Source organism: Blastomonas sp. CCH9-A1 (assembly GCF_001557175.1).
Lineage (GTDB): Bacteria > Pseudomonadota > Alphaproteobacteria > Sphingomonadales > Sphingomonadaceae > Blastomonas > Blastomonas delafieldii_A.
The window spans coordinates 187,821-213,253 of the sequence record NZ_LSHM01000070.1 but is presented as its reverse complement, the minus strand read 5'-3'; the positions used below and the strand labels follow the sequence as shown (position 1 = coordinate 213,253).

General features: G+C 63.4%; 21 protein-coding genes. 7 read left to right on the top strand and 14 right to left on the bottom strand.

Features of this window, described 5'->3' with window-relative positions:
* The 7 genes from AX725_RS19090 to AX725_RS19060 form a co-directional block, all read right to left on the bottom strand.
* A partial coding sequence (locus tag AX725_RS19090) for a cytochrome P450 (RefSeq protein WP_066114597.1) occupies window positions 1-1,177 on the bottom strand: 1,177 nt, incomplete at its 3' end.
* On the bottom strand, window positions 1,174-1,962 hold the full coding sequence (locus AX725_RS19085) for a hypothetical protein (protein ID WP_081096909.1): 789 nt from the start codon (window positions 1,960-1,962) through the stop codon (window positions 1,174-1,176). The genes AX725_RS19090 and AX725_RS19085, both read right to left, overlap by 4 nt.
* Before the next feature lies 1 nt (window position 1,963).
* Complete coding sequence (locus AX725_RS19080; protein WP_155645718.1) at window positions 1,964-2,401, bottom strand: hotdog family protein; 438 nt, start codon at window positions 2,399-2,401, stop codon at window positions 1,964-1,966.
* 21 nt (window positions 2,402-2,422) lie between these two features.
* Window positions 2,423-3,694 (bottom strand): acyl-CoA dehydrogenase family protein, encoded by a 1,272-nt coding sequence (locus tag AX725_RS19075; RefSeq protein WP_060978816.1) that lies wholly within the window; start codon window positions 3,692-3,694, stop codon window positions 2,423-2,425.
* 33 nt (window positions 3,695-3,727) lie between these two features.
* Entirely contained in the window at window positions 3,728-4,777 is a 1,050-nt protein-coding gene (locus AX725_RS19070) for an alkane 1-monooxygenase (protein ID WP_066114599.1), read from the bottom strand.
* 9 nt (window positions 4,778-4,786) lie between these two features.
* Window positions 4,787-5,497, bottom strand: a complete 711-nt coding sequence (locus AX725_RS19065; protein ID WP_155645719.1) for a hypothetical protein — start codon at window positions 5,495-5,497, stop codon at window positions 4,787-4,789.
* Window positions 5,498-5,527: 30 nt separating this feature from the next.
* Window positions 5,528-6,247 (bottom strand): iron-containing redox enzyme family protein, encoded by a 720-nt coding sequence (locus tag AX725_RS19060; protein ID WP_081096910.1) that lies wholly within the window; start codon window positions 6,245-6,247, stop codon window positions 5,528-5,530.
* 177 nt (window positions 6,248-6,424) lie between these two features.
* Here AX725_RS19060 and AX725_RS19055 point away from each other — a divergent pair, with 177 nt between their 5' ends.
* Both AX725_RS19055 and AX725_RS19050 read left to right on the top strand, forming a co-directional pair.
* Entirely contained in the window at window positions 6,425-7,177 is a 753-nt protein-coding gene (locus AX725_RS19055; protein ID WP_060978974.1) for a LuxR family transcriptional regulator, read from the top strand.
* A gap of 36 nt (window positions 7,178-7,213) precedes the next feature.
* Window positions 7,214-7,870, top strand: a complete 657-nt coding sequence (locus AX725_RS19050) for a DUF2461 domain-containing protein (RefSeq protein WP_060978975.1) — start codon at window positions 7,214-7,216, stop codon at window positions 7,868-7,870.
* A gap of 381 nt (window positions 7,871-8,251) precedes the next feature.
* Here the strand turns inward: AX725_RS19050 and trmB are convergent, their stop codons facing one another.
* Window positions 8,252-8,947 carry a tRNA (guanine(46)-N(7))-methyltransferase TrmB gene (trmB, locus tag AX725_RS19045; protein WP_060978976.1) on the bottom strand — a complete coding sequence of 232 codons (696 nt, stop codon included), beginning with the start codon at window positions 8,945-8,947 and terminating at the stop codon, window positions 8,252-8,254.
* A 134-nt stretch (window positions 8,948-9,081) separates the two neighbouring features.
* On the opposite strand from trmB, the gene AX725_RS19040 reads away from it, so the two are divergent.
* The 4 genes from AX725_RS19040 (at window position 9,082) to AX725_RS19025 (ending at window position 14,176) form a co-directional block, all read left to right on the top strand.
* Entirely contained in the window at window positions 9,082-10,803 is a 1,722-nt protein-coding gene (locus AX725_RS19040; RefSeq protein WP_066114601.1) for a long-chain-fatty-acid--CoA ligase, read from the top strand.
* 112 nt (window positions 10,804-10,915) lie between these two features.
* A complete protein-coding gene (locus AX725_RS19035; protein WP_060978978.1) occupies window positions 10,916-11,314 on the top strand; it encodes a hypothetical protein in 399 nt (132 codons plus the stop codon).
* Between the two features lie 49 nt (window positions 11,315-11,363).
* Window positions 11,364-12,710, top strand: a complete 1,347-nt coding sequence (locus AX725_RS19030) for a TldD/PmbA family protein (RefSeq protein WP_060978979.1) — start codon at window positions 11,364-11,366, stop codon at window positions 12,708-12,710.
* Window positions 12,710-14,176 (top strand): DUF4403 family protein, encoded by a 1,467-nt coding sequence (locus AX725_RS19025; protein WP_060978980.1) that lies wholly within the window; start codon window positions 12,710-12,712, stop codon window positions 14,174-14,176. Before AX725_RS19030 ends, AX725_RS19025 begins: the two co-directional genes overlap by 1 nt.
* A gap of 12 nt (window positions 14,177-14,188) precedes the next feature.
* Here the strand turns inward: AX725_RS19025 and fghA are convergent, their stop codons facing one another.
* Both fghA and AX725_RS19015 read right to left on the bottom strand, forming a co-directional pair.
* Complete coding sequence (fghA, locus tag AX725_RS19020) at window positions 14,189-15,040, bottom strand: S-formylglutathione hydrolase (protein ID WP_208597983.1); 852 nt, start codon at window positions 15,038-15,040, stop codon at window positions 14,189-14,191.
* Window positions 15,040-16,152 carry an S-(hydroxymethyl)glutathione dehydrogenase/class III alcohol dehydrogenase gene (locus tag AX725_RS19015; RefSeq protein WP_066114603.1) on the bottom strand — a complete coding sequence of 371 codons (1,113 nt, stop codon included), beginning with the start codon at window positions 16,150-16,152 and terminating at the stop codon, window positions 15,040-15,042. The genes fghA and AX725_RS19015 overlap by 1 nt, the downstream gene beginning before the upstream one ends.
* 156 nt (window positions 16,153-16,308) lie before the next feature.
* Here AX725_RS19015 and AX725_RS19010 point away from each other — a divergent pair, with 156 nt between their 5' ends.
* Window positions 16,309-18,357, top strand: coding sequence for a GAF domain-containing hybrid sensor histidine kinase/response regulator (locus AX725_RS19010; protein WP_167348221.1), 2,049 nt, complete (start codon window positions 16,309-16,311; stop codon window positions 18,355-18,357).
* Between the two features lie 10 nt (window positions 18,358-18,367).
* Here the strand turns inward: AX725_RS19010 and AX725_RS19005 are convergent, their stop codons facing one another.
* The 4 genes from AX725_RS19005 to AX725_RS18990 all read right to left on the bottom strand — a co-directional run bounded on the left by AX725_RS19005 (window position 18,368) and on the right by AX725_RS18990 (window position 25,350).
* Entirely contained in the window at window positions 18,368-20,632 is a 2,265-nt protein-coding gene (locus AX725_RS19005) for an NADP-dependent malic enzyme (protein ID WP_060979011.1), read from the bottom strand.
* A gap of 171 nt (window positions 20,633-20,803) precedes the next feature.
* Window positions 20,804-22,651, bottom strand: a complete 1,848-nt coding sequence (locus AX725_RS19000) for an alpha/beta fold hydrolase (RefSeq protein WP_060978983.1) — start codon at window positions 22,649-22,651, stop codon at window positions 20,804-20,806.
* A gap of 94 nt (window positions 22,652-22,745) precedes the next feature.
* Window positions 22,746-23,948 (bottom strand): energy transducer TonB, encoded by a 1,203-nt coding sequence (locus tag AX725_RS18995; protein WP_060978984.1) that lies wholly within the window; start codon window positions 23,946-23,948, stop codon window positions 22,746-22,748.
* 184 nt (window positions 23,949-24,132) lie between these two features.
* Window positions 24,133-25,350: a hypothetical protein gene (locus AX725_RS18990; RefSeq protein ID WP_060978985.1), complete on the bottom strand. Its 1,218-nt coding sequence runs from the start codon at window positions 25,348-25,350 to the stop codon at window positions 24,133-24,135.
* Window positions 25,351-25,433: the final 83 nt, after the last annotated feature.

The following is a 25,433-nucleotide window of genomic DNA, read 5'->3' as shown; positions in this document are numbered from 1 at the left end:
CAAGGGGGTCCCTTTTGCGCGCCGATAGGGGGTCCCGATTGAACGCCGATTGACAATGCACGCCCCCGCCAAAGACCATGTGCTTGCGCTGAAAATCGGTGCGCATGATGTTGAACCGCTGCGGATCGCTGAACAGCGTCGGATCGCGCAACGCGCCGAGCAGGCTGGCGGAGATGATCGAGTTGGCAGGGATGACCATATCGCCCAGTTCGACATCCTCCACCAGAAAGCGTGGGCAGGTGCCAACGGACGGCTCGTAGCGCAGCACCTCATTCACGGCCCCCCCGACGAGCGAACGGTCCGCTAGCAAGGCTTGCCATTGGCTGGGGTGAGACAACAACAGCGACACCGCGTTCGTGATGGTCATCCGGGTAGTTTCAGCCGACGCAAGCATCAGATCGATCAGCTGCACATAAACTTCAGCCGGGGTGAGCTCGGGGTCAATTTTTTCCACGGATTCCAGATATCGCCCTAGAAACTCGCTCTGCCCGACGGTGCGCTGTTTCTCGAGCAGTCGCTCGACATATTCGAGTAATGTCTGCGCCGCTCCATCGATATCGGGCAACTGCTCCAGCGGAAAGAGGGTGAGCCCGACAGCTGCCTGTCTCGCCAGTCCGACGAAATAATCGACCTCGTCCTTCGGTATGCCGATAATGCTGCACAGAAGACGCGGCGGGAATGTCTTGGCGAAATCCGTAGCGACGTTCATTCCGCCCTGTGCAAGATAGGGCTTCAGATAATTGCGGACGAACACCCTGATCTGCGGCTGCATGCTCTTGATAACAGGCATCGTGAGTGATCCGGCCAGCGGTTTGCGTCGCCGCCGATGCGGCGGCCCGTCGACTGTCGGCATGCCGTTGAGAAAGAGATTCTGGAGCGGGCCGACCGGCACCCCGCGCCACATCAGCAGCTGGGTGTAGAACTGGCGCGTGCTCGCATGGGTGAGAAGCTTCGAGCACAGGTCATGCGAAAAAACCGTGTAGACGCCAATCTCCCGATCCGCGGCCTTCACCGAACGGCGCCAGACTTCGGTATGGCGGCGCATCTCGGCGATGTATTCGTGAGGATGCGCGTCCAGTTCGGCCTCGGAGACGTCGAAGACACAGGCTTTGGCATCGGCCATCTGGGACCGCTCGACCGGATCGTCGATAACCGCATCTGGAGCCATCTGGTTCATTTCGGAACTCCCGTGAGATAGGTTATTTTGTAGCCATACGGCGCATCGGTGACCCCAGCGGTCCATTCGAAGTCCTCGGAACCCAGTTTCGCGGCCATGTCTTTCAGCTCTTCAACAGTGTAGGTCCGAAACGCCGAAACGACCCCGTCCCACAGCACGAAGAAGGGAACGGCTGGGATCACGTAGGTGAAGAACAGACGCCTGAGATCGAACGGCCGGATGAAGGGCGTCATCAGCCAGGTGCCGATCGGCGACAGCAGCATCGGGACGAAGCCAAGCAAAGAACGCCGCGAGATTTCGAATATCGCGATCCCCTGCCGACTTTCAGCCGCATCTGCCAGGATCTGCTGTGCAACATCCGGCCGGAAATGGTGGAACGCGGAGAACATCGTTCGGATACCCTTCAGTCTGGCGGGAACAGCGGTCGCATCCACGCTTGCGCGCTCGAAGCTGATCGATCCCGGTCTTTCGCGGCAAATCTCCGACAAGGCCGCTACATTCGGGTACTTGTCCGTATAGATGATCGCCATGTTGGGCGGACCTGACTGGCAAATGTCGCGTTGCATCGCCGCCAGCAGCCCGCCACCTCCCGAACAAAGGTCGACGATTTGCGGAGTGCCAGCTTTCTCGACCGCAGCCGTAAGCACGTCGATCATGGGACGGTGCAGCTTCATCCGGATGGTCGAATGTCGCAGAAAATCTGTCATGTAGTCACGAATTCGCGATGGAAACCACGGAAAGTCCTCGAATTCGAACAAGTGCATGCGGGGAATGAATGCGGTCATTTCAGAATCCTCTTCGTGGCTCGATGGGGTGGTGCTCTTTGTTGCCCTTGTTCTCGATACGACCGCTGCCGGTGGCACGAAGGCAGATTTGCCCCCCGGCCATGATCTGCCCGTGGATGAAGGCGACGTTGGTTCCCATCCGGGTAATGGTCCCGGTCCCGATCACGGGACTTTCGCGAGCCTCGGCAAGGAACTCGAGCGTGATCGAAAGCAGACTTGCCGAGGTGCCCCAGCCCGCCGCCGTCTGGATTGTGGCGGTCGAAAGATCCGCGCCTGCCGCTGCCAAGGCGCGGTCCTTGGCGGTCTGATCGTGATCGAAGAAACCATCCGGCACGCCGAAATATATGCTCAGGCCGACCGGGTCCTCCGTCACCTCCATCACTTGAGGATTGAGCCAAATCGGCGGGCTGTTACAGTGAGGGCCGGACGAGGTTGCCATTGGACTATAACCCTCCTCACGTCACAGTGCCCAACCGCCCGGTTCAAGGAACGGCAGGGCGAAGGCAAATTTGCCGAGCATTTCAAGCGTGTCGTCGGCGCTGAACGGGTGGAAGGGACCGGCACGAACGTCACGCTGCATGCGCTCGAGCGGAAACTTCTTGAAATATGACTGCCCGCCGACGATGCCCATCGCGTGATCGACGACCTGAGGTGCGCCGGTAACGCAAACATGCTTGGCAATCGCGGTATCCGTGATCGTCAGCGGGGTGATGAGGGCTTCGATCGGATAGCGTTTGGCCACATCTTCCCGAATAGCGGTCATCGTCGCGTTCAGTATGTCGGCCTGCGCAACGCGGATTTGGGTGGTCGGCTTGTGGCTCATCGGATGGGTCCCGGGCAGTCTGCTACGTCCGCCAACCGTCCGCACCGCCAGATCGCGCGCAGCAGTGCCGATGCCGGCGTAAACCGCCGCAAAGCCGATGAAGCTCCACGCCAGGAAAGAGAGCCAGATCTGCGACAGATCGAGCACACCGTAACCGTAGACATAGAGCACGCTTGTATCGGGAATATATGCGTCGTTGAGCAGCACCCCTTGCGAATGGCTTCCGCGCATCCCCATCGTGTCCCAGTCGCCCTTGAAGCTGACGCCTTTCTGATCGGGTTCGAACAGGAAGTAGATCGATCGCTTGCTTCCGTCGGCAAGCGTTTCACACGCGGTGCCCTGGATAAGATCGAGCGCGCTGCTCCCGGTGCAGAAGCTCCGGTTGGCGTTTACACGGTATCCGCCATCGACCCGTTCGGCGGTCGCATTGGGGAACATTACCGCATTCCAGCTTCCTGATTCCGAGAGCGCCCCGCCCAGCAGCAGCCGTCCCGAAACGATGCGGTCGATCCAGTCTTTCCAGACGCCGTCAGGTTCAAGCCGAGCCATATGGGCCAGCTGCCCGCTGAGCGCGAAGTGCATGTTGAAGATCAACGCGGTAGAGGGGCAGCCCGACGCGAGAATTCGCAATACCTGCGTAACATCGAGCATCGATGCGTCACGTCCGCCAAAACGGCTGGGGAAGGCCATCGAATGCAGATCGCTGTTCTTGAACAGCTCGACATTTTCTGTCGGGAAATTGCCTTCCGCATCCAGCGTCTCTGCCCTGGTCGCGAACGCTTTCGACATCTCCTCGGCGATCGATACGAGCGAACGCAGTTCGGGTGCGGGGGTCAATGCATCCACAGACGCATCTTCACCACCGACTGCCTTGTCAGCGATGGCAGTGGGATCAAGTACGAATTCCATGCTCTTTCTCCTCAGAAACTGGTTTTTTCTCTTTCATCGGCTCGCCAAAGCGCCCGAAGCAGCAAGCCGGTCCAGCCGGGGGTCCATCACGGCCCGCCAAAGCATCGGGACAGCTGCGATCGACAGCATCGTCAGATAACCAGCAGGCAATTGGGGGGCCGCGTCTATCTGGCGGAGCTGCGGAAAGGCGCGCTGAGGGTTTGCATGATGATCGGCATGCAGTCCCAAATTGAAGGCAAGCGAATTGGACAGCAGGCTGTTCGTGTTCCATGAATGCTGCGGCGACACGGGCTCGTAACCGCTGCCCAGCTTCATGCGCGTCAGGCCGTAGTGCTCGATATAGTTGGTGGACTCCAGGAAGACGATTGCCATCGCCGACTGGACCAGCATGACCAACAGGCCGGGCCACCCGAACTGGAAGGCCACGGCGGCCAACAAGCTTGCCTGAACGGCGGCGTACCAGGCCACCCGGTTTGCGCGCCTGATGCGGCCCGAAGCGGACCGGCGCAGTCTTTCCTCGATGCGGTATGCGCTGCGCAGCTGGCCAGCGATCGAGCGCGGAATGAATGTCCACAACCCTTCGCCGCGGCGCGCCGTAGCCGGATCATCGGGCGTTGCAACCAGCAGGTGATGTCCGTGGATATGCTCAATGCGGAAGTGCATGTAGATGACCAGGGCAAGTAGATAGAGGCCCACTGTGCGCGACAGCCTGTCCTTGCGATGTATCAGCTCGTGCGCAGCCGGGATCCCAATCCCGCCAGTGAGCGTGCCGAGTGACAGCGCGATTCCCACCCATTCCCAAAGCGCGTAATCGCGGACGGTCGTGAGGTGCAGAACCCAGACGATCACGATCGATTGTGCGACCGCATAGACGATCAGTAGGCTTGCGCTCCACTTCGACGCCGACACCTCGTCTGTCGAGGAACCGCTAATCCTGCCCCAGGGCAGGGCGTCGAAAACCGGGTAGAGCGTGCCGCCAAGCACGATGCTCGACCATCCCCACAGTCCTCCTTGCGCGGCACCAAAGGCGACCACTGCGATATAGACGAGGGCGGCGCCGAAACGGATATCTGAGCTTCGCATGGCCAGTTCTCACGCGCTTTGCTGCAACGCAGCTTCTGACGCAGCGGACGGTTTCGTGGTGGTGGCAGAGCGGCCTGAGACCCGGTTTCGAATCTTGTGCAGGGTGCGCGCTTGCGCGAAGAGACGACGGGCACGTTCACGCAGATAAGTTTGCGCATCACCCGTGCGGATATCGTAGTAGATCACGAAATCGTGCAGGTCTTCGCGACCGAGCATATGAAGCGGTTCGTGGTCCACCGGGATCGCGCCCGCTTCGACGAAATGTCGCAAAGTTTGATAGCGGGTGATCCCGACAACCAGATCACCCCCGGTTTCAAGCGCCTGAACCGCGGCGTGATACAGAATGAGTGCCAGCCCGATCCCGCCGCGCAGTTCCGGCGCCAGAATGATATTGTTCAGTTCGATCATCTGCGTGCCGCTTTGCAAATCACCGCCCGGCACAAGGCTGTGAAACAGCGATCGATCGTCTTCCACCGGTGTAAGTGAACAGGAGCCGACGACCTCATCGCAGTATGTGAGGACATAGCACCTGGTTCCATTCCTTGGCATGAAGGTGCCGGAATGATCGTTGAGAAAGCCAAGCGGCCCATAGGTCTCGCAAACCAGATCAAGATAACATTCAAGTTGCGAGGGCGATGCAACTTCAAAGCGGTAATTGCCAGCGTCGCATGATTCGATAGTACGAACATCGTCTGGGCGTCGAAATCCTTGTTCGCGCATATCGGTTCTCCCGTGGGCAAAAAGGCTGTTCTATTCGGCAGCGATGGCGCATTCTGCGCCGACACTGGCTGGATTTCGCTGTTCCGGATCGTAGGGGTAGTTCATGCAGTCGGTAAACATTTGCGCGTAGCTGATGATTGTCATCGCACGCCCCTGAATAACCGCTTCGAGATCGTCTGAAGTCTTTATGAGCTCGTTCACTGCATATTTGGTTTCTTCGAGATGCTTGGCATCGAAACCGCTGTGACTGCGCATGAAGGTGAGGGATTCGGTCCGATACCCGTAATCGGACACCAGGACATCAGCCATGCTGCCAGCGATCGAGGCGCCCAGTCCCTCGGTGATCGATGCAACCCCCAGGATCCCTGCCGGATTGCCATACGTAGCCATGAAGTAGTTCTGGCAAACGAGCGTCCATGCCCCGTGATGCGGCTGCCCGGCGAGAACCTCTTCGGGGTCATGGCCCAAGTTCCGCAAATCCTTGATGCAGAACAGGTCGTGATTATTCTCTTCATCGGTTTGTGTGATGAACCAGTCGCGAAGCCCGCGACGATCGTCTTCACAACGCGCTGCAGCGAGCGCGAGCATCCGCGAAGTGTGGCGGACCATATGATAGGTTTCACGCAGATAAGCTGCATATTCGCCGCGGGTCAGGTTGCCGCCCATGATATGCGGAATCATCTTGTGATTACCCAAATGCTCCGCGTAAAGCTGTGCGGTAGCGTTGACAACACTTTCATATTGTGACATATTATTTTTCCAATCTGAAAATTATGCTTCAAACGATCTGTATGCCGACGATGGTACGGATCGAGGGAGGACGGACTACTGTAGAAAACTACAATGTCTGAAATTTCGTGCTTTCGATTAATTTCAGCGTTGCACTTCGACCTGCAGACGTAGCATTTGGTTTTGGGAGGAACCAAGATGGAACGGCTGAATGCTATATTCGAACCAGTCGATACCAATCGTGCCTTCGACTCGATGAAGGAGGATTTGGCGCAGGTTCTGGACAACGCGTGCAATGCTTTTGGCTTCGAGCACTATTGCCTCAAAGCAAGTCTGACTTTGCGCGATGGCGAGCGAAAGCTACTCAAATTAACCGACTATCCAACGGCTTGGCTGGAACGATATCTTGAGGCGGGATATGCGCTGGTGGATCCAGCCGCACAGCATGCGATAGATCACGTTGCGGCCGCGCCGCTTGATCTTCTGATTGCTGAAGACGAGCAGACGGAACTGAAGAAGCAGTTCATGGAGGATGCGAGAGATGTTGGGATATGCACCGGCATTACCATGCCTCTTCGATCCCCGTATTTGTCCGGATTCCTAAATTTCAACTATAAGAACGGTGTCAAAAACCACGCATTCATTGATCTCGCAGGCACTTTCTCAACACGATTATCCGAAGCGATGGGACGGATCTGTGCGAGCCAACACGAAACAGGGGGATATCATTCCCTTACCCTCAGGGAAAAGCATGTGCTGTACTGGGGATTGAACGGAAAGACCGCCTGGGAGACATCGATAATTTTGGGCATTTCCCAGCGCACGGTCATCGCCCATATGGTGAACAGCATGACCAAGCTGCAGTGCAGCAACAAGTTTCAGATGCTGTCGCGGATTGCTCCCTTTATCGACAGCGACCCGACTTTGGATGACTTTAGGATCGAGCTTTAGATACACCCACAGCGCTGATGGCTAAACCGGATCGAGATGTTGCATTTCAGCTCTGACACCAATGCCTTTCTTCAGCGGTTGGCGAACCACAACGATCGCGGCTGGTTTGAAGCCAACCGGGCGGATTACGAGCGCGCCATCAAGGAACCGGCAGAATTGTTCGCCATGACGATGTCTGCCGCGCTGGAGGCTGAAACCGGTCGCTACCACAACCCGAAGATCTTCCGGATATTCCGTGACATCCGGTTTTCCAAGGACAAACGACCGTATAACACGCATGTTCGGATTTCTTTTACTTCCGGGCAGGGTGCAACCGCCCCCGGCTATTTCTTCAGCCTTGAGCATGATCACTTGATGCTTGGCGCCGGCGTGTTCGGTTACAAAAAGACGGATCTGGAGAGGTTTCGCAACCTGATCCACGGCGAAAAAGGTGTCGAACTGCAGAAGATTACGGCCTCTTTGAGTGGCATGGGCATGCGCATGAGTGACCCTGAGCTCCGGCGTGTGCCTGCGCCTTTCTCGGCGGATCACCCCCGGGCTGAGCTTCTTTGTCGCAAAGGCCTTACCGTTTGGATTGACGATCTGGATTGCCGCATTGCCTATGGACATGATGCGATAGAGCGGTGTCTTACCGAATTCAGGAAGATGATGCCGTTGCATGACTGGATGTCAAATTTATCGCGCGAAACATAGCCAACGCCGCCGTCCATCCAAAACCGGGCTGCTACAAGGTGACAAACGCCGTATCGGTGGATCGCTTGGCATGCACGCCGGGAATCTCACATTGGGTTTGGTCGCGGTGGCTGGCACGGGCGTTGCGCTGGCCTTGATCTACCGAATTATCAAAGCCTCGCGATCTTCTTCACAAGCAGCAGGAGAGAGTTGGAAGCGCTATCCGACACAGCTGGCTGGATCAAAGCGTCCGGTTTGGGTGAGCACCACGCTGCTGCCACGCGACCACTCATGCGAAGCTACAAGATGCAAGCCATTGCAGCGGAAATCACCGCCAATGCGCGCAAACCCTAGACGACCTAAACTCTTGGAAAAATGGACTTTTCACACTCTAGGCTACGCTCAAATTCGACGATACCTAAAGTACCACACCTCGTGCCCCTGAGCGCGGGCCTTGGCCTCGTAGCGCGTCTCGGGCCATCCGCCGGGGCGGGTGAGGAAATCCTTCGGCCGCTCGCATAGCCAGTCAAACGCGGGATGGTCGTTCATCACCATCATCGCATGCGCGACATAGATGGGGTGATCGGTGCCGAAGCGGAACTCGCCGCCGGGTTTCAGCTTGGCGGCGATCAGGTCGACCGGGCCCTTGTTCATCATCCGGCGCTTGGCGTGGCGCGCCTTGGGCCAGGGATCGGGGTGCAGCAGATAGACGAAGCTCAGCGCGCCGTCGGGCACGCGCTCGAGCACGTCGATGGCATTGCCCATGTGCAGCCGGACGTTGAACAGATGCTGCTCGCGCACATGCTGCAACGCGCCGACCACGCCGTTGAGGAACGGCTCGGCGCCGATGAAACCGTGATCGGGAAGCATGTCGGCACGATAGGCCATATGCTCGCCCGCGCCGAAACCGATCTCGAAATGCAGCGGACGATCGTCGCCGAACAGGCGGCGCGAGGTGATCTCGCCCTCTTCCGGCACGCTGATCTGCGGCAGCAGCTTCTCGACCAGCTCGGCCTGGCCCAGGCGCAGCTTGTGGTTCTGCTGACGGCCATAAAGCCGCCGCACCGATACGGGGTCTCCGGGTTTGTACGCGGTCATGGCCAACGCGCCTAGCAAAGCCGGGCCGCGATGCAAGCAGTAGCTGGGCCATTGAAGCAATCTATCGGGCGCTATCGACGGGTTGAATGGCAAGCGGCTTGTCTGGCGCACAGCTCTTATTTACAGTGATGTCAATGACAGACGCTTCTGCCCCCGTTTCGCCCGCCCGTTCCGCTGCTGCCGATGGTGCAGAGCCGATCTGGAAGACGCATTACAACCATCCCTGCGCCTGGGATCAGACCTTTGCGCCGCTATCGCTTCCGCAGATGTTCTTCGCATCGGCTGAGCGCAAGGGATCGGCGCCGCTGCTCGATTTCATGGGCCGCAAATACGGCTATGACGAGGTCGCCCGGGGCGTTGCGCGCGTCGCCAAGGGCCTGCAGGCGCTGGGCATCGGCAAGGGGGACCGGGTCGGGCTGTTCCTGCCCAACGTGCCGCATTATGTCGCTGCCTATTATGGCGCGATGGCGGCCGGGGCGACCGTGGTCAATTTCTCGCCGCTCTACACCGTCGACGAGCTGGCGCATCAGGTCGAGGACAGCGGCGCGACGATCCTGTTCACGCTGTCGGCCACCGCCCTGCTGCCGACCGCGCTCAAGGTGCTCGACAAGTCGGGCCTGGAGCGACTGGTGGTGGGATCGGTCGCCGGAGGGCTCTCGCCGGTCAAGTCGCTGCTGTTCCGGCTGCTCAAGGGCAAGGAAACCAGCGCGCTCCCGAACGATCCGCGGATCACGCGCTTTTCGAAGCTGATCGCCAATGACGGCGCCTACACCAAGGTGCCGATCGATGCGGAGCGCGACATCGCGCTGTTCCAATATACCGGCGGCACCACCGGCACGCCCAAGGGCGCGATGCTGAGCCACCAGAACCTGTCGGCCAATGCGCGCCAGGTCAACGCGATCGATCCGCGCAACGACAGCGAGCACGACCGCATTCTGGGCGTGCTGCCCTTCTTCCATGTCTTCGCCAACACCTGCGTGCTCAACCGCACCGTGCTCAATGGCGGCGAGATCGTGATGCTGCCGCGCTTCGAGGCGGCGGCGGCGCTGAAGGCGATCACGCGCACCCAGGTGACCGCGCTCCCCGGCGTGCCGACCATGTACCAGGCTTTGCTCGACAACCCAGAGATCGCCAACACTCGGTTCGCAAGCTTGCGCGCCTGCATTTCCGGCGGCGCGCCCCTCGCCGCCGAGGTCAAGGCGCGGTTCGAGGAGGTCACGGGAGCCAATGTCGTCGAAGGCTATGGCCTGACCGAGAGCAGCGGCGTCGTCTCGACCAATCCCTATGAGGGGCTGAACAAGCCCGGCACGATCGGCCAGCCCCTGCCCGGCACGCTGGTGCGTCTGGTCGACAAGGAAGACCCGAGCAAGGACGTGGCCCCGGGCGAGCCGGGCGAGATCATCTTTGCCGGCCCCCAGGTGATGCGCGGCTACTGGAACCGCCCCGATGCCGATGCCGAGGTGTTCATCGGCGGGTTCCTGCGCACCGGCGACGTCGGCCAGATCGACGAAGACGGCTATATCCGCATCGTCGACCGCATCAAGGACATGATCGCGGTGGGCGGCTTCAAGGTCTTCCCCAGCCAGATCGAGGAAATCCTCTATCGCCACCCCGCGGTGAAGGAGGCTTTGGTGATCGGCGTGCCCGATCCCTATCGCGGCGAGAGCCCCAAGGCGTTCGTCGCGCTGCAGGAGGACGCCGAAGCCGACGGCGCTGCACTGATGGCCTGGCTCAACCCGCAACTGGGCAAGCACGAACGCGTGATCGCGGTCGATATCCGCGACTCGCTGCCCAAGACCCTGATCGGCAAGCTCGACCGCAAGGAACTGCGGAAGGCCGAGGGAATCACCGCCTGAAGCATGCGGTTAACGCCCCTTGCCAAGCTGTCACATCGATGACACACTCCCCTTGAATGCAGGGCCCTGCAAATGGGGGATGGGCCTGCATTGGCAAGGCAGGGGAACGCATATGCCCAATGCACTCGATAAGCGGTTCGAGGCCGCACGCTTCAATGCCGATATCGTCAAGCCGGTCGCACCCGAAAGCGTGTGGGAAAAGCGGATCAGCAACCAGGTCGCCTATGCGCTGCTGATGTATACCGGCCTGCAGATTTTCGTGGTGATGCAGGCGATCCGGGGCGAAGGCGCGTCGATCCTGCCGTATATGGGCCTGGTGGCGCTGGTCGGGATCGTCATCCCGCTGTGCCGCCGCATGGAAAAGCGCTGGCAGCGGCTGGCGCGCAGCGGCGCTTCCGAGGACGCCCTGCTTTCTGCCTATCGCGGCGATCGCCTGGGCATCTGGCTGTTCGCCATCGGCTTTCCCTTCGGTTTCGTTGCTCTTTTCAAGGGCCTGCAGTCGCTGATCTGACGCGGCGGGCTCGATTGACCCTGGCCTGCCCGCGCCCTACATCGCGCTGATGCAGACCCCCGATCAAGCCAGAGACCTGGCGCAAGACCTTGTTTCCCGCGCCATGGCCGCTGGTGCGACAGCCGCCGATGCGGTGTTCGCCTGCGATGCTTCCACTGATGTGCAGATGCGGCTCGGCGCGCTCGAGGACGTTCAGCGCTCCGAAAGCGCCTCTATCGGCCTGCGTGTGTTTCACGGGAAACAGTCGGCAAGCGTCTCGGGTGCGGACGTCAGCCCCCAGGGGCTTGCGACGCTGGCCGAGCGCGCGGTGGCGATGGCGCGGCTCGCGCCCGAAGATGCCTATGCGGGCCTTGCCCCCGAAGAGCGGCTGATGCGTGGGCCCTTGCCCGATCTCGAACTCGACGATGGCGGCGATCCCGACCCGGCGCTCTTGCGCGAACTCGCGCTCGCCTGCGAGGATGCCGCGCGCGCGGTGCCCGGCGTGACCAACAGCGAGGGCGGCTCGGCCAGCGCGGTGCGCTCGGTGATGGCACTCGCCACCAGCCACGGCTTTTGCGGCAGCTATGGTGGCAGCCGCTATGGCGTTGCCGCGAGTGTGCTCGCCGCGCGCGACGGGCAGATGGAGCGCGACTCCGCCTCGCACAGCACGCGCTTCCTCGCCGATCTCGAATCGGCCGAAGATATAGGCCGCCGCGCCGGCGAACGCGCGGTGGAACGGCTGGGCACGGGAAAGATCGAGAGCGGACCGATGCCGGTCGTCTATGATCGCCGCGCGGGCGGATCGCTGCTCGGGCCATTGCTCGGCGCGATCTCTGGCAGCGCGATCGCGCGCAAGACCAGCTTCCTGCTCGATCGGCGCGGCCAGCCTGTGTTCGATTCGAGCGTGTCGATCATCGACGACCCGCACCGGCGGCGCGGCCAGCGTTCGCGCGCCTTCGATGGCGAGGGCCTGCCCACCGCGCCCTGGCGGATCATCGACCAGGGCGTGCTGAGCGGCTGGATGATGGACAGCGCATCGGCCCGCCAGCTGGGCGAAGCGCCTACCGGCCATGCGGCGCGCGGGGTCAGCGGCGCGCCTTCGACGGGCTCCAGCAACGTGCACATGGAAGCCGGGACGCAAAGCCCCGAGGCGCTGATGGCGGACATCAAGCTCGGCCTTTATGTCACCCAGCTGATCGGCATGGGCGTCAATGGCGTCACCGGCGATTACAGCCGCGGCGCGACGGGTTTCATCATCCGCGACGGGCAGCTTGCAGAGCCGATCAGCGAGATCACCATCGCGGGCAACCTCAAGGACATGTTCGCCGCATTGATTCCCGCAGACGATCTCGAGTTCCGCTACGGCGTCAACGTGCCGACCTTGCGCATCGACGGCATGGTCGTGGCGAGCAGCTGATGCGCATCGCCGCCCGCGCGCTCGCATTTGCCGGGCTGGTGCTCCTGGCCGGCTGCGGCGGATGGCGCAATGAAGGGCGTCCGCCACGCACCGATGATGCGATCACGGTGCCGCCCCAGGCCTCGCTCGTTTCGGTTCCGGTCGAGGCCGATCTCGGCAATCTTGCGCGCGCGATGGAGCGCCAGGTGCCGCGCCGCCTGTGGAGCATTGACCAGAAGGACCAGGTCTGCATCGCCAGCGAGAAGGTCGATTTGGGCATCGCCAAGGTCAAGACGCCCAAGATCAAGTGCCGCATCGTCGGGCAGGTGACGCGCGGTGCGATTTCGATCGCAGGGTCGGGCCAGCGCATCCGGCTGTCGATCCCCATCACCGCGGTGGTGCGCGCAGAGGATATTGCCGGCATCCTCAAGCGCGAGACCGCGACCGCGCGCGCGATGGTGCATGCCGATATCCGGATGGACATCGCGCGCGACTGGACCCCGCGCGGGACGCTCGACCTCAGCTATTCGTGGACCTCCGAGCCGCATATCGAATTTCTCGGCCAGAAGATCCGCTTCACCCAGGAAGCCGAGCGCGAACTCGCGCCGATCATCGCCCGGCTCGAACGCGAGCTTCCCGGCGAGCTCGGCAGGCTCGAGCTGCGCCGCCAGATCGAGAAGGCCTGGGCCTCGGCCTTCACTTCGGTGGTGCTCAACGAGCGCAACCCCGAGGTGTGGATGCGCATCACCCCGCGCGAGCTGCAATATGGCGGGTACGAGATCGTGCAGGGCAGGCTCAGGCTGAAGCTCGGCATGCGCGCGCTCACCGAAACCTATGTCGGCAAGAAGCCTCGGCCGCGCAAGGCCACCGCGCTGCCACCGATGCAGAAGCTCGAGGCTGACACCGGCGAGTTGGCCTTCTTCCTCCCCGTGTTCGGTGACTATCGCGAGTTGCAGCCGGTGTTGCTCGAGGCGTTGCAGAAGCGCTCGCGCCGGCCGTTCGTGGTGCCGGGGCTGAACCCGGTCGACGCGACCTTCAAGGCGGCAACGATCTACGGCACCAAGGGCGGCAAGATCGCCGTGGGCCTCACCTTCAGTGCGCATGAACGCGGCAGCAAGACGCCAACGACGGGCACCGTCTGGATGACGGGCAAGCCGGTCAATGCCGAAGATTCGCGCCGCGTCGGGTTCGAGGATTTCGAGGTTACCGGCACCACCGACATGACCGGCGGCGACCTGATCCTCGACATGATCAACGCGCCCGGCGTCGCGCCGATGGTGGCAGAGATGCTCGCGCAGAATTTCGAGCGCGATTATGCCGAACTGCTCGGCAAGATCGATGCGGCGATCGAGACCAAGCGTACCGGCGACCTGATCATCCACGCCAAGGTCAAGCGCGCGAAGACCGGCCAGCTTCAGGCCGCCGGGGCCGGGCTGTACTTGCCGGTCTGGGCGAGCGGCACGGCGAGCGTCACCATCCAGCCCTGACCGGCGCCTCGCTCAGCCCTTCAGCCGCGCGGCGTGCCAGCGCAGGTGATCCTCCATGAAGGTGGAGATGAAATAATAGCTGTGGTCATAGCCCGGCTGCAGGCGCAGCGTCAGGTCGATGCCGGCATCGGCACAGGCCTTTTCCAGCAACTCGGGCCTTAGCTGTTCGGCGAGGAAACTGTCGGCATCGCCCTGATCAACCAGCAGCGCGGGCACGCGCGCGCCATCCTCGATCAGCGCGACGGCATCATGGGCACGCCAGGCCGCGCGGTCCTCGCCCAGATAGCCGGTCAGCGCCTTGATGCCCCAGGGCACCTGCGAGGGCGCGACGATCGGCGCGAACGCCGAGACCGCCTTGAAGCGATCCGCCAGCGTGAGGCCGATGGTCAGCGCGCCATGGCCACCCATGCTGTGCCCCATGATCGACTGGCGCGTCATATCGGCCGGGAAACAATCGCCGATGATCTCGGGAAGCTCCTGCGTGACATAGCGCCACATCTTGTAGTGCTGCGCGAACGGCTCCTGGGTCGCATCGACATAAAAGCCCGCGCCCAGCCCAAAGTCGTAAGCACCCTCGGGATCGTCGGCGACGCCCTCGCCCCTGGGGCTGGTATCGGGCGCGACGAAGATCAGGCCCAGTTCCGCGCAGGCGCGGCGGAAATCGCCCTTTTCGGTGACATTGGCGTGCGTGCAGGTGAGCCCAGACAGATACCAGACCACCGGCAGCTTCGCGCCCTCGGCATGATCGGGCACGAACACCGAAAAGGTCATGTCGGTGCCGGTCACCTCCGAGGCATGGCGCAGCACCGCCTGCTCGCCGCCGAAGCTCTTCGCCGACGAGAGCGTTTCCACCGCGACCGGCATCAGAACACCACCACGGAACGGATCGATTGACCTGCGTGCATCAGGTCGAACGCGGTGTTGATCTCTTCCAGCCCCATGACATGCGTGATCATCGGGTCGATCTCGATCTTGCCAGCCATGTACATGTCGACGATCTTGGGCACGTCGGTGCGGCCCTTGGCCCCGCCGAACGCAGTGCCGCGCCAGTTGCGCCCGGTCACCAGCTGGAAGGGGCGTGTCGCGATCTCCTTGCCGGCCTCGGCCACGCCGATGATGATCGAGGTGCCCCAGCCGCGATGGCAGGCCTCGAGCGCGGTGCGCATCACCTCGGTATTGCCCGTCGCATCGAAGGTATAGTCCGCGCCGCCATCGGTCATCTCGACGATCTTGGCGACGACATCCTCGCGGCTCATGCCCTTGCTGTTCAGGAACGCGGTCATGCCGAACTTGCGGCCCCATTCCTCGCGATCGGGATTGATGTCGACGCCGATGATCTTGTCTGCGCCCGCCAGCCGCGCGCCCTGGATGACGTTGAGGCCGATGCCGCCCAGGCCGAACACCACGACATTGTCGCCGACCTGGACCTTGGCGGTGTTGATGACCGCGCCGACGCCGGTGGTGACGCCGCAGCCAATATAGCAGCTGGTCTGGAAGGGCGCGTCCTCGCGGATCTTGGCGACGGCAATCTCGGGCAGAACGGTGAAGTTCGAGAAGGTCGAGCAGCCCATGTAATGATAGATCGGCTGGCCCTTGTAGCTGAACCGGGTGGTGCCGTCGGGCATCAGGCCCTTGCCCTGGGTCGCGCGGATCGCGGTGCACAGGTTGGTCTTGCCGCTGAGGCAGCTTTTGCACTGGCGGCATTCGGGGGTGTACAAGGGGATGACATGGTCGCCCGGCTTGACCGAAGTCACGCCCGCGCCGACCTCGCGCACGATCCCGGCACCTTCATGGCCGAGCACGCTGGGGAAGATCCCCTCGCTGTCGAACCCGTCGAGCGTATAGGCGTCGGTATGGCAGATGCCCGTCGCCATGATCTCGACCAGAACCTCGCCCGCCTTAGGACCTTCCAGGTCGAGCTCGACGATTTCCAGCGGCTTCTTCGCTTCAAAGGCAACGGCGGCACGGGTCTTCATGGGTCGCAGACTTTCTGTTGATGGGGTCGCAGCGCCTCTAGCACCCGACTGCCGCCGCGTTAACCCCGCAACTGGACGGCAGGTTGGAAGAAATGCTCGGCTTCGTCTGGCGCTTGGCGCATCCGGGCCTATATTGCGCAAAACCTGATGCGCGGCATGGCTCGCGCGTCTATGGACGGGTCGATGCTGCTCAACCTCAGCCAGGCGAATTTCCGCAATGACGATGATGCCGCGCGGCTGGCCGCGCTGCGCGCCTATCAATTGACCCCCGACGATCCCGATAACGGCCTTTATGCCGATCTGGTCGGGCTGGCCCGGGCGCTGGGCGGCACCGAAACCGCGTTCATCTCGATCGTCGAGCAGGATCGGCAATGGTTCAAGGCGGCGCAGGGGCTCGACGTGACCGAAACGCCGCGCTCGATCGCCTTTTGCGACCATGCCATCCGCCAGAGCGAGGTGATGGTGGTGCTCGATGCGCGGGCCGATCCGCGCTTCGCCGACAACCCGCTGGTCACCGGCCATCCGCATATCCGCTTCTATGCCGGCGCCCCGATCATCAACGGTGATGGCTTTGCGCTGGGCACGATCTGCCTGTCCGACAGCCGGCCGCGTGAAGCGTTCGAGCGTACCGAGCAGCTCGCCGCGCTTGCCCGTCAGGTCGCGGCGCTGCTCGAGCTGCGCAAGCAGCTGATCCATCAGCAGCTCGCTGCCGACCTTGCCGCCGATCAGCGCGACCGGTTGTGGGACTCGTCGCTCGACATGATGCTCATCACCACCACCGACGGGCTGCTGGTGGCGGGCAATCCGGCCTGGGAAAAGGCGTTCGGCCCGGTGCCCGGCGACGGCAAGGGGCATATCCGCGACTATTTCGCCAGTCCCGACGAGGCCGAGGTGGTGCAGCTTGCCAGCGGCCAGACCGACGTCCAGCTCGAGCGAGAGATGCGCGGGCGCGACGGCCAGCAGATCTATGCCAGCTGGAGCCTGGCGCGCGAGGGCGAGCTGATTTTCGGCATCGCGCGCGACATCACCCGCGCCCGCGCTGCCGAAGCGCAGCTCGCACAGGTGCAGCGGATGGAATCGATCGGCCAGCTGACCGGCGGCATCGCGCATGATTTCAACAATCTGCTGACCATCATCTCGGGCAATCTCGATATCGCGCAGAAGCGGATCGCCTCGGGCCAGGTCGAGCGCGCCGAAATGGCAATCGCCAACGCCCGCGACGGGGCGAGCCGTGCCGCCAACCTGACCCAGCGCCTGCTCGCCTATGCCCGGCGCCAGTCGCTCACTCCGACGCTGATCAAGCCGACCGAACTCATCCGCGATCTCGAACCGCTCGCAGCCCAGGCGCTCGACGAACGCCACGAGCTCGCTGTCGACTGCCCCGACAGCCTGTGGCCGATCACCGTCGATGCCAGCCAGCTCGAGAACGCGCTGCTCAATCTCGTGGTCAACGCGCGCGACGCCATGGACCAACCGGGCACGATCACCATCCACGCCGCCAATGCGCTGCGGGGCGAGGAGGACATGGCCGACGGGCACGATGCGCCACCGGGCCGCTATGTCCGCTTCTGCGTCAACGATACCGGATCGGGCATTCCCGCCGACATCGCCGCGCATATCTTCGAGCCGTTCTTCACCACCAAGGAGATCGGCAAGGGCACCGGGCTCGGCCTCAGCCAGGTGCAGGGTTTTGTCGCACAATCGGGCGGCTTCGTGACGCTGAAGACCGCGCCGGGCGAAGGCACGACGCTGAGCCTGTGGCTGCCGGTGACCGCGGACGCGTTCGACGACCTGCCCGGCCGCGATGGCACCGGCGATGGCGAGGCGATGTGCCGCGCGGGCTGCACCATCCTTCTCGCAGAAGACAATGCGGCATTGCGCGCGCATGTCAGCGACGTGCTGCAGGAAGCCGGTTTCCGCGTTGTCGAGGCCGAAGACGGGCAGGCCGCGCTCGACATGATGCGCGCGGCCGAGGAGCGCCCCGATCTGCTGCTGAGCGACATCACCATGCCGCGGCTCGACGGCAAGGCACTCGCCGCAGAAGTGTACCAGTCCTGGCCTGAAATCCCGATCGTGCTGATGACCGGCTATGCCGGCGGCGCAATCGACAGCTGCCCGCACAATGTGCTGATCACCAAGCCGTTCGCGCCCGATGATCTGGTGGCTTTGGTGCGGCGAACGCTCGCCGCCGCACCGGTAGCCTGATCGGAAGAGGTCAGCCGACCACGCCCGCCGAAGCGAGCAGCGCCAGCGTGAGCAGGTCGCCCGCAGTCGAGGACATGGAGGCGATCTGCACGGGCTTTTCCATGCCGATCAGCATCGGACCGATCATCGCGTCACCGCCCAGTTCGCGCAGCAGCTTGGCCGAGAGATTGGCTGATTGCAGCCCGGGCATGATCAGCACATTGGCCGGTGCCGACAGGCGGCAGAACGGATAGTTGGCCATCAGCTTGGGGTTGAGCGCGACATCGGGCGACATTTCGCCCTCATATTCGAACGCGACCCCGCGCTGGTCGAGAATGCTCACCGCATCGCGGATATTGTCGAGCCAGCGTCCCGAGGGATTGCCGAAATTCGAATAGGACAGAAACGCGACGCGCGGCTCATGCCCCAGCCGCCGGGCGACATGCGCGGTATTCTCCGCGATGCACGCCAGTTCCTCGGCATCGGGGCGTTCGTTGACCGTGGTATCGGCGAGGAACACGGTGTGGCTCTTGCCGACCATCACGTGGATGCCGAACGGCGTCTGGCCCGGCTTGGGATCGAGCACGCGGCGGATCTCGCGCATCGACTGGCCGAAGGTGCGGGTGATGCCGGTCAGCATCGCATCGGCCTCGCCCAGATGGAGCAGCGCCGAACCGAAGATGTTGCGATCCTGGTTGACCATGCGCTTGACGTCGCGCTTCAGGTAACCGCGCCGCTGCAGCCGTTCGTAGAGCACGTCGACCATGTGCGGCACCAGCGGCGAGTTGGTGCTGTTGTGCACCTCGAACGCCATCGGATCGTCGACCGCCAGTTCCTTCAGCTTGTCGCGCACGCGCTGCTCGCGGCCGACCAGCACCGGCGTGCCATAGCCGCCATCGCGGAACTGGATGGCAGCGCGCAGCACCACCTCTTCCTCGGCCTCGGCAAAGACGACGCGCTTGGGATTGGCGCGCGCATCGCTGTACACCTGGGTCAGCACCGCGGTGGTGGGGTTGAGCCGCGACTTGAGCGAATGGCGATAGGCCGCCATGTCCTCGATGCGCTTCTGCGCGACGCCGGTGTCCATCGCCGCCTGCGCCACTGCCGCCGAAACCCGCTCCATCAGGCGCGGATCGAACGGGGCGGGGATGATATAGTCGACGCCGAATTTCTGCGTCGCGCCGCCATAGGCCGCCGCCACCTCTTCGGGCACCTGTTCGCGCGCGAGTTCGGCAATCGCCTTGGCGGCCGCGATCTTCATCTCCTCGTTGATCGCGGTCGCGCGCACGTCGAGCGCGCCGCGGAAGATGAACGGGAAGCCCAGCACATTGTTGACCTGGTTCGGATAATCCGACCGGCCGGTAGCGATGATCGCATCGGGCCGCGCCGCCTTGGCATCGGGCGGGGTGATTTCGGGATCGGGATTGGCCATGGCGAAGATGATCGGCTGCGGCGCCATCTTCATCACCATTTCTGGCTTCAAGGCACCGGCGGCCGAAAGCCCCAGGAAGATATCCGCGCCGTCGAGCGCCTCTTCGAGCGTGCGGCGGTCGGTCTTGGCGGCATGTGCCGACTTCCACTGGTCGAGATCGTCGCGGCCCTGATAGATCACGCCTGAACGGTCGCACATCAGCACGTTGTCGTGCGGCACGCCCATCGCCTTGATCAGCTCGGTGCACGCGATCGCCGCAGCGCCTGCGCCGTTGACCACCATCTTGACGTCCTTGAGCTCGCGCCCGGTCAGATAGCAGGCGTTGAGCAGGCCAGCGGCGGAGATGATCGCGGTGCCATGCTGGTCATCGTGCATGACCGGGATGTTCATCCGCTCCTTCAGCGCCTGTTCGATGATGAAACAGGCCGGCGCGCCGATATCCTCGAGGTTGATCCCGCCGAAGCTGGGTTCGAGCAGTTCGACGCATTCGATGAAGCGGTCGACATCCTCGGTATTCACCTCGATATCGATCGAATCCACGTCCGCAAAGCGCTTGAACAGCACCGCCTTGCCTTCCATCACCGGCTTGGAGGCGAGCGCGCCGAGATTGCCCAGACCCAGGATCGCGGTGCCGTTCGAGATGACGGCCACCAGATTGCCCTTGGCGGTATAATCATAGGCGGTCGCCGGGTCCTCGGCGATCGCGCGCACCGGCACGGCGACGCCGGGCGAATAGGCCAGGCTGAGGTCGCGCTGCGTCGCCATCGGCTTCGAGGCGATAATCTCGATCTTGCCGGGACGCCCCGCCGAATGGAAATGCAGCGCCTCGCGCTCGGTGAACTGGACGTTGCTCTTATCGCTCATCGACAGGCCCTTGTCTGGCGAACGCATGGGGTGCGCCCGCTGGTTGATCGAAATGTGTTCTGCCGCTTGCCCGGCCCGATGGTTTGATGACGCCCCGCTGGGTCTTGCATAGACGTGACCGCAAGCGTTGGGCAAGCCTTGACGCTACGAAATGTTGCGCAGCATGGCGGTTCAGCCCTGCCCCTCGCCGCGCAGCGCGGCCGCCACCAGGTCGGGCCGCTGGAACAGCAGCATGCGCCCCGTATCCGGCACGATCTCCGCCCGTGACCCCGGCCAGAGCGACTGCCAATAGGGCATGGAATCGGATGCCGCGTACATCGTGTCCTCGGCCCCGCACAGGATCGTGATGCGGCTGCCATCGGCGAGCGGGCGCACCGTGTCATGCGGTTCGCAGCGCGCGATGGCGAGAAAGCCCGCCCCGCCCTGCATCGCGCTTTGCTGGGTCGAACGGACATAGGCGGCGAGGATATCGCGATCGGCCAGCGTGGCGCGGTCCGCTTGCGATCCGCCGACAACCTGCAGCACCAGCCGCTCGACCGTGTGCGCCGAGGCACGGCGCGACAGATGCGTCGCCAGGGGCGCGACCAGCCCGGGGCGCGAATAGACCAGCCGTTTGACATGGCCCTGCAGCCCGGTGAGCCTCCCGTCGGCACGCGGCGGCGGCTCGGGATTGAGCACCACCGCGCGGTCGAACCGGTCGGCATGCTGCACGGCGAAATGCGCGAGCACCATCGTGCCACCCCGTGCGAGGATGCACGTCCGCTCTATCCCCAGCGCGTCGAGAATCTCGAGGATGTCGCGCATGTTGTGGTCGAGATAATCGCCTTCGATCATCGAGGTAAGGCCGAAGCCTGGACGGTCGAGCGTGATCGGGCGGATACCGCCCGCCTGCAGCGCGGCAATCGCTTTTGCCGGCAGGTGCCGCCCGGTGGTCGCGGTGTGCAGGCAGATCAGCGGGATGCCCTCGCGCGGCCCGTGATCGGCAAAGGCGATGCGCCCCGGCCGGTCGCGGCGCGGCAGCAGCCGCAGCGGTTCGGCCCCGCGCGTCGCCACCGACAGGTCGATATCGGTCGCCTCGGCGAGTGCCGCCACCGCCTGGATATGCCCGACCAGCGTGGTCAGCTGGACCACGGATTGCAGTTCGCACTGCGCGAAGATCGCTTTCAGCTCCGACTTGACGATGTTGATCGACAGGCCCAGCCGCAGCGCGCATTCCTCGCGCGTCAGCCCGCGCGCGATCGTGTCGGCAATGCGCGCCTGACGTTCGGAAAGCCCGAAGATATCGCGCAGCACCGGCTCGATCGCGAGATCGCCCGGCTGCTCGCCGCTCTCGATCTGCAGGCACAGCGCCACGAACTCGCCCTGGCGGTGGCAGCCCGCCTTGGCCATGGCGGACTTGATCGCGTCGCGCCCGGTCTCATAGCCGATGCCCTCCATCCGCGCCGCCTCGCGCACATCGCCGCCGCGCACCAGCGCCTCGGCCATGCTCACCTCGCGCGCGGAAAAGCCGAACAGCCGCGCTGCCGTCGCCAGCCCGCGCGGCTGCAATGTCGGCGGCAGATGCGCGACCAGCGCGTATTCCGCCTGGCCGCGTTCGAGCGCCCGGCGCACCTCGGCTGCCAGCGGCCAGTGGCGGGCGGCAGCGAGTGGCGCGGCAGCGACCGCGATGAACTTGCCCTTGTCCTCGAGCAGATACGAGACGCTCGCGCGCCCCGCACGAAGCGCGCCCAGTTCCGCCCGGCCCCGGTTCAGCGGCGCGGCCCAGGCGGCAAAGGCGGGGTCGGCAATGACGATGGTGCCGTCGCCATCGCAGGCGGCAGAGGCATAGGCGCGCGGATTGACGAAGGCGGGTCCCGCAGGGGCGCGGTCCGCATCGTGCATCAGCGCCTCGGCCAGCGCCTCGGGCGCTTCGGCGAGCACCGCGCCAAACCCTTCGCTATCCTCGTGCAGCATGTCGAGCGGATTGTGCGCGTCACCCGTGGCGCGGAACCGTTCCAGAAAGCGCTGAGCGCGGGACATGGGACTGCCCTCCTGCCTTTGGCGCGACCCCCCGGCAGGGACAATGTGTCGAAAGGCCCGCGCCGAGGCAAGCCCCGGCGCAGCAAGGGGAAATTCAGCTGGGCACGGTGGGGGCTTCGGCAGGCTTTGGCGGAGCCACCGTGAGGTCGATGCGTTCGAAGCGTCTCATCCCCGCGCGGCGTCGGATCAGCGAGCCTTTGGGCGTGCCGAAATCCGCCGTGAGCGTGTAGCGCTCCACCCGATAGCGTCCGGCGAGATCATCGGGCTCGGCGGCAGGCGAATAGCGCCGCTGGGCAATGGCCTTGACCAAGGGCTTGGCCCAGCCTTTCAACTCCGATCCGCGCAGGATTTCCGCAGACTCCACCCTGCCGTCCGCCCCGATCGCAAAACCGACATCGACCCAGAAGAACGGAAAATATCCGGGTTGTGGCTCCGCCAAGGGGCTGCCCCTCTCTATGGGCGGCATGTTGCCCGGTCCATAGGGCGTCGGGGTGGGGGGGGACCAGATCAGCGTCGGTCCCATTCGCTTCTGTTCTTCGGTCAGACGCGCGATCAAAGCTTCGACCGCGGCCATATCGCCATCGCTGGCCGCCAGACGCATTGCCAGCACCTCGGCAGCGAGCTTCAGCTGTCCTGCCTGTGGCACCTCGCTTGCCTGGATGGCGTCGAGCAGTTTCATGGCCTGTACACGCTGATTGGCCCGATACAACATGGCCGCGCGCCCCAGATCGGCGCGCATTGCGATCAACGGTAGGTTGGCCTCGGTCGCCCGTCCGGATAGGTTCTTCAGTTCGCGGATGTTCACCGACGGAGCGTCGAACTGGTACTGCGCCTGGATCAGCCGCATCCGCGCCATCAGCGCATTGGGCGATTGCGGAGCATGTCGGTCGAGCAGCCGGGTCTGGGCTCCCGTGGCGCGCAAAGCCTCGCGCTGGTCGCCAAAATGCCAGGCGACGGTTGCGCGGGCGGTGTGCAATTCGGCTACGGCAAAGGGATCGCTATCGGCCTGTTCCTTGGTGCGCGACACGGCTCTGGCCAATGCCGCGCGGGCGTTGTTGTAATTTCCCTCGCGGAATTCGGCCTCGGCATAGCGTACGGTCGCGATCACGTCCTCGCGCACCGTGCAGCCGCCCGCGATGCAGCGCTCGACATCGGCCTTGAGATCGGCAAGTTTCGCCCCGACCACGACGATCTCGTCGCGCTGGAGCGGGCCCGGCTTGAGGGGGTCGGGGGTTTGCGCTAGCCCGGCAGAGGACAGCAGCAGCAATGCGGTAGCAGCGAACAGACGCCTGGTCATAAGATACTCCGTCGCAAGAAAAACACCCGACTCGAAGAATATCACGGACTTGCAATCTGCCCTAGGCAAATAATCACAAGCCGCATGACTGAAAATATCGACAACAATCTTCATTATGGAGGGAAAATGACACTGTTTTCCCTAACCTACCAACGGCATCGCGCTCGACGCGGCAAAGCGGAACTCAGCCCGGCCCGCCCGGAGCCGAGGCCGGTTGCGGCGGGGCAGCGGTAAGGTCGATCCGTTCGAACCGGGGCGTGCCCGCGCGCCGACGGATCAGCGAGCCTGTGGGGGTGATGAAATTGCCGGTGAGCGTGTATCGCTCGACGCGATAGCGCCCGGCGAGATCGTCAGTATCGGCTGCAGGCGTGTAGCGCCGTTGCGCAATCACCTCGACCAGGGGCCTTGCCCAGATCGCGCGCGGCGATCCGCGCAGGATCTGCACGTCCTCCACCCGGCCATCGGGTCCGATCTGATAGCCGATATCGACCCAGCGCAGGTGCATCAGATCGGAGGAATGGCCCTGCACTTGCATCACCCGGCCATTGGCGGACGCAGAATCGCCGCCGTCCGGAGCCGGCATTTCGGGCGACCAGACCAGCAAGGGGCCGATGCTTTTCTGCTCGTCGGACAGTCTTGCGATCAGCCGGTCGACAGCTCCCGTGTCGCCGTCCCGCAGGGCAAGCCGCATTTCGGTGATCTCTGCGGCCAGCCGCAAACCCGCGCCCCTGGGATGGTCGTTCGCCTTGATGCTGGCGAGCAGCGCCCTGGCTTCTTCGCGTCGGTTGATGCGATGGAGCATGGTGGCCCGGCTGATGTCCGCGCGCATCGCGACCAAAGGCTGGTTGGCGGCTTTTGCCCGTTCGGCCAGCCACTTGATCTGCGCGATGTTCGTCGATGGGCCATCGAGCTGAAACTGCGCCTGGATCAGCCGCATCCGCGCCAACAGCGCGTTGACGGAATCCGGCGCATGGCGATCGAGCAGCCGCGACGTCGCGGCCGTGGCGCGCAGCGCCTCGCGCTGGTCGCCGAAATGCCAGGCGACGGTCGCGCGCGCGGTGTGCAGTTCGGCGACGGCGAAGGGATCGCTGTCCGCCCGGCGCTTGGTGCGGGACACTGCCTTGCCCAGCGCTGTACGTGCATCGTGATAATTGCCTGCGCGAAATTCGGCTTCGGCATAGCGGACGGTGGCGACAACATCCTCGCGCACGCTGCAGCCGCCCGCTTCACAGCGTTCGACCTCGGCCTTCAGATCCTTGAGCTTCACGCCGACCACGACGATCTCGTCGCGTTGCAGCGGGCCTGGGCCCGGAGCGGCAGGGTTGAGGGGAGCAGGCGTTTGCGCTAGCCCGGCGGTGGAAAGCCATGCCAGTGCCGTGGCGGCGAACAGACGATGAGCCATGCGTCACTCCGTCGGAAGAAATAACAGCCGGATCGAAAAATATCACGGAGAGCAAGGCTGCTCAAACTGCATGTTCACAGGCA

Bases quoted from the DNA above. Each gene is read 5' to 3' on its own strand.
- AX725_RS19085 (WP_081096909.1), bottom strand. From the start codon at position 1,962: ATGACCGCATTCATTCCCCGCATGCACTTGTTCGAATTCGAGGACTTT.
- AX725_RS19080 (WP_155645718.1), bottom strand. From the start codon at position 2,401: ATGGCAACCTCGTCCGGCCCTCACTGTAACAGCCCGCCGATTTGGCTC.
- AX725_RS19075 (WP_060978816.1), bottom strand. From the start codon at position 3,694: ATGGAATTCGTACTTGATCCCACTGCCATCGCTGACAAGGCAGTCGGT.
- AX725_RS19070 (WP_066114599.1), bottom strand. From the start codon at position 4,777: ATGCGAAGCTCAGATATCCGTTTCGGCGCCGCCCTCGTCTATATCGCA.
- AX725_RS19065 (WP_155645719.1), bottom strand. From the start codon at position 5,497: ATGCGCGAACAAGGATTTCGACGCCCAGACGATGTTCGTACTATCGAA.
- AX725_RS19060 (WP_081096910.1), bottom strand. From the start codon at position 6,247: ATGTCACAATATGAAAGTGTTGTCAACGCTACCGCACAGCTTTACGCG.
- AX725_RS19055 (WP_060978974.1), top strand. From the start codon at position 6,425: ATGGAACGGCTGAATGCTATATTCGAACCAGTCGATACCAATCGTGCC.
- AX725_RS19050 (WP_060978975.1), top strand. From the start codon at position 7,214: ATGTTGCATTTCAGCTCTGACACCAATGCCTTTCTTCAGCGGTTGGCG.
- trmB (WP_060978976.1), bottom strand. From the start codon at position 8,947: ATGACCGCGTACAAACCCGGAGACCCCGTATCGGTGCGGCGGCTTTAT.
- AX725_RS19040 (WP_066114601.1), top strand. From the start codon at position 9,082: ATGACAGACGCTTCTGCCCCCGTTTCGCCCGCCCGTTCCGCTGCTGCC.
- AX725_RS19035 (WP_060978978.1), top strand. From the start codon at position 10,916: ATGCCCAATGCACTCGATAAGCGGTTCGAGGCCGCACGCTTCAATGCC.
- AX725_RS19030 (WP_060978979.1), top strand. From the start codon at position 11,364: ATGCAGACCCCCGATCAAGCCAGAGACCTGGCGCAAGACCTTGTTTCC.
- AX725_RS19025 (WP_060978980.1), top strand. From the start codon at position 12,710: ATGCGCATCGCCGCCCGCGCGCTCGCATTTGCCGGGCTGGTGCTCCTG.
- fghA (WP_208597983.1), bottom strand. From the start codon at position 15,040: ATGCCGGTCGCGGTGGAAACGCTCTCGTCGGCGAAGAGCTTCGGCGGC.
- AX725_RS19015 (WP_066114603.1), bottom strand. From the start codon at position 16,152: ATGAAGACCCGTGCCGCCGTTGCCTTTGAAGCGAAGAAGCCGCTGGAA.
- AX725_RS19010 (WP_167348221.1), top strand. From the start codon at position 16,309: ATGGCTCGCGCGTCTATGGACGGGTCGATGCTGCTCAACCTCAGCCAG.
- AX725_RS19005 (WP_060979011.1), bottom strand. From the start codon at position 20,632: ATGAGCGATAAGAGCAACGTCCAGTTCACCGAGCGCGAGGCGCTGCAT.
- AX725_RS19000 (WP_060978983.1), bottom strand. From the start codon at position 22,651: ATGTCCCGCGCTCAGCGCTTTCTGGAACGGTTCCGCGCCACGGGTGAC.
- AX725_RS18995 (WP_060978984.1), bottom strand. From the start codon at position 23,948: ATGACCAGGCGTCTGTTCGCTGCTACCGCATTGCTGCTGCTGTCCTCT.
- AX725_RS18990 (WP_060978985.1), bottom strand. From the start codon at position 25,350: ATGGCTCATCGTCTGTTCGCCGCCACGGCACTGGCATGGCTTTCCACC.